This is a genomic window from Streptomyces solincola (genome assembly GCF_002982015.1).
In the GTDB taxonomy this organism is placed as follows: Bacteria; Actinomycetota; Actinomycetes; order Streptomycetales; family Streptomycetaceae; genus Streptomyces; species Streptomyces solincola.
Genome location: NZ_PVLV01000620.1, coordinates 1 through 2,799 on the forward strand (window position 1 = coordinate 1; position 2,799 = coordinate 2,799).

Annotated in this window: 2 protein-coding genes; both read right to left on the reverse strand. The window is 74.7% G+C overall.

Annotated elements, in window-relative coordinates; translation table 11 throughout:
* The coding region (locus C6N75_RS28305; protein ID WP_146132702.1) for a chromosome segregation SMC family protein at positions 1-2,011 on the reverse strand (2,011 nt) is incomplete at its 3' end.
* A 205-nt stretch (positions 2,012-2,216) separates the two neighbouring features.
* Positions 2,217-2,429: a hypothetical protein gene (locus C6N75_RS28310; RefSeq protein ID WP_105871702.1), complete on the reverse strand. Its 213-nt coding sequence runs from the start codon at positions 2,427-2,429 to the stop codon at positions 2,217-2,219.
* Positions 2,430-2,799: the final 370 nt, after the last annotated feature.

Consider the following 2,799-nt stretch of genomic DNA (forward strand, 5'->3'; position numbering starts at 1 on the left):
CCCCCGCCAGCAGCCTCCGCACGGACGGCAGCAGCTCCGCCGTCCCGGACACCAGATCCGCGACGTAGGTGAGCCCGGCGACCCGCTCGGCGCGGCCAGACCACCCGGTCCCCGCGCCCGCCCCGTCACCGGCACCGGCACCGGCGCCGCCACTCGCAGCGTGGCCGCCACCCACAGCAGGGCCGCCGCTCGCAGGGGGGCCGCCACCCACAGCGGGGCCGCCGCCCGCAGGGGGGCCGGCACTCGCAGGGGGGCCGGCACTCGCAGCGGGGCCGGCGCTCGCAGGGGGGCCGGCGCTCGCCAGCAGCAGGGCCGCTCGGCCCGCGTCCTGCTCGCGCAGCAGCCGCAGGGCCTCGCCGGCGGAGGCCGGGCCGTCGAGGGCGACCGCGTCGGCGGCCGCGCCGAGAGCGGCGGCCACCGGCACCTCGTAACCGGGCTCGACTGCCAGCAGCTCGGCGGCGGGGCCGAGCAGTCCGGGCAGCTTGCCGGCCGCGGCGAGCAGCGCGCCGCTGCCGTCCTTGCGGCGCAGGCCCAGGGCGAGGGCGTCCCGGCGGGCCAGGGCGGCGGCCCGGGAACGCTCCGCGGCGGCCGCCTCCTCCCGGGCCGCCCCCAGCTCGGCCTCGGCGGCGGCCAGCGCGGCACGGGCCTGCTCGTACGCGTCGCCGAGCGCGCTCTCCCCCGCCTCCAGACCGTCGACCTCGGCCTTCAGCTCCTCGTACTCCTCCTGCGCGGCGACCGCCCGCTCGCCGGCCTCGTCCCGGGCGGCGGCCAGCCGGTCGATCTCCGACCGGGCGGCGGCTGCCCGGGAGCGGGCCGCGCCGACCTGGCCGCTCAACCTGGCCAGGCCCTCGCGCCGGTCGGCGATCGCGCGGGCCGCGTCCTTGAGCCGGCGCTCCTCCGCGGCCAGCTCGCGCTCCAGTTCGGCGCGGTGCGACACGGTGTCCTCAAGTGCCGTCCGGGCCGCCTCCAGCGCGGCCTCCAGCTCGGCCTCCTGCTCCCGGATGCGGGCGGCCTCGCGCTCCATGTCCTCCGGGTCGCGGCCCCGGCGCTCCTCGGGCGGCTGGCTGCGGGCGCCGCGCTCGCGGGCCTCGGCCAGCGAGACCGTGCCGCCGACCCGCTCGGCGAACCGGGAGAGCTCGTGGAAGGTGGCCTGCGCCCGGCTCAGCCGCGGCGCGAGGCTGCGTACGTCCTCCTCCAGCTCCGCCTCCCGGGCCAGCGCCCCGGCCAGCTCGGCCTCGGCGCGCTCCCGGCGCTCCTTCAGCGCGGCCTCGTCGGCGAGTTCGGCCTTCAGCGCCTCGGTGAGGCGGACCAGGTCGTCGGCGAGCAGCCGCAGCCGGGCGTCGCGCAGGTCGGCCTGGATGACGGCGGCCCGGCGGGCGACGGCCGCCTGCCGGCCGAGCGGCTTGAGCTGGCGGCGCAGCTCCTCGGTGAGGTCCTGCACGCGGGCCAGGTTGGCCTGCATGGCGTCCAGCTTCCGCAGCGCCTTCTCCTTGCGCTTGCGGTGCTTCAGGACGCCGGCCGCCTCCTCGATGAAGGCGCGCCGGCCGGTGGGGTCGGCGTGCAGCACGGAGTCGAGCCGGCCCTGTCCGACGATGACGTGCATCTCGCGGCCGATGCCGGAGTCGGAGAGGAGTTCCTGGATGTCCAGCAGCCGGCAGGTGTCGCCGTTGATCTGGTACTCGCTGCTGCCGCCGCGGAACATGATCCGGGTGATGGTCACCTCGGCGTAGTCGATGGGCAGCGCGCCGTCGGCGTTGTCGATGGTGAGGGCGACCTCGGCGCGCCCCAGCGGCGGCCGGCCGGTGGTGCCGGCGAAGATGACGTCCTCCATCTTGCCGCCGCGCAGCGACTTGGCGCCCTGCTCCCCCATCACCCAGGACAACGCGTCCACGACATTGGACTTGCCCGAGCCGTTCGGCCCGACGACGCAGGTGATGCCCGGTTCGAACCGCAGCGTGGTGGCGGAGGCGAACGACTTGAAACCGCGCAGGGTCAGGGCCTTGAGGTGCACGCCCCCGGACTCTACCGGCCGCCCTCCGTTTGACCGGTGAGGGCGCTGGGCAGATCAGTGGCTACGGCGGGCCCGGGACGATCCGGGGAAGGAACGGGGGAAAGACAGAAGGGACGCCGAAGCGTCCCTTGCATATCCAGCGAGAGTGTTTCTCACCCTGCCCGATACCCGTGGCGCCGGTACGGGCTGAAGCCGTCGGGCGGGATCAGGTGAGCGCAGGCTCCGCCTTGGGTACGTCGAGGTCCAGCCCGTCGAAGGGGGACTCGCTGTGAGCGGCGGCAGCGTTCAGCGCGTCGTTCTCGGACTGGATGCGTACGAGTTCCGATTCCAGGTCCTGGACGCGCTGCTGAAGCCGTCGCATCTCGGCGAGAAGTCGCGGGTCGGTGCCGCCGACGTAACCGAGAAGCGCCTTTGCCATGACTTTTGGTCCTCCACAATGAGTGACCGACCGTAACGGTGTGGGTCGTTGGGTTCGTGAGGGAATCCGCACCCGCGGTGCTCGGAAGGGCCCTGGGTACCGTCAGTCCAGCCTGCCGAACAGCCAAGGTGCGCGGGGCTTCCAGAGTCTCACCAAAAAGTTTGACGGTCAACACGATCACACCCCGCAACGGCGGGCGACCGGGGGGCCGCGGCCGCGTGTCTCGCGGCGGCGCCTCGCGCACGGTGCCCGGGGGCGTCGGACGATGCTCCGATCATCCTTGACCGCGCAGCCTGGCATGGCAAGCCACGATTTGGCAACCAGCAGGTCACGGCCGCTGTCGGCATATGACATGACCGTCGCACCGGCG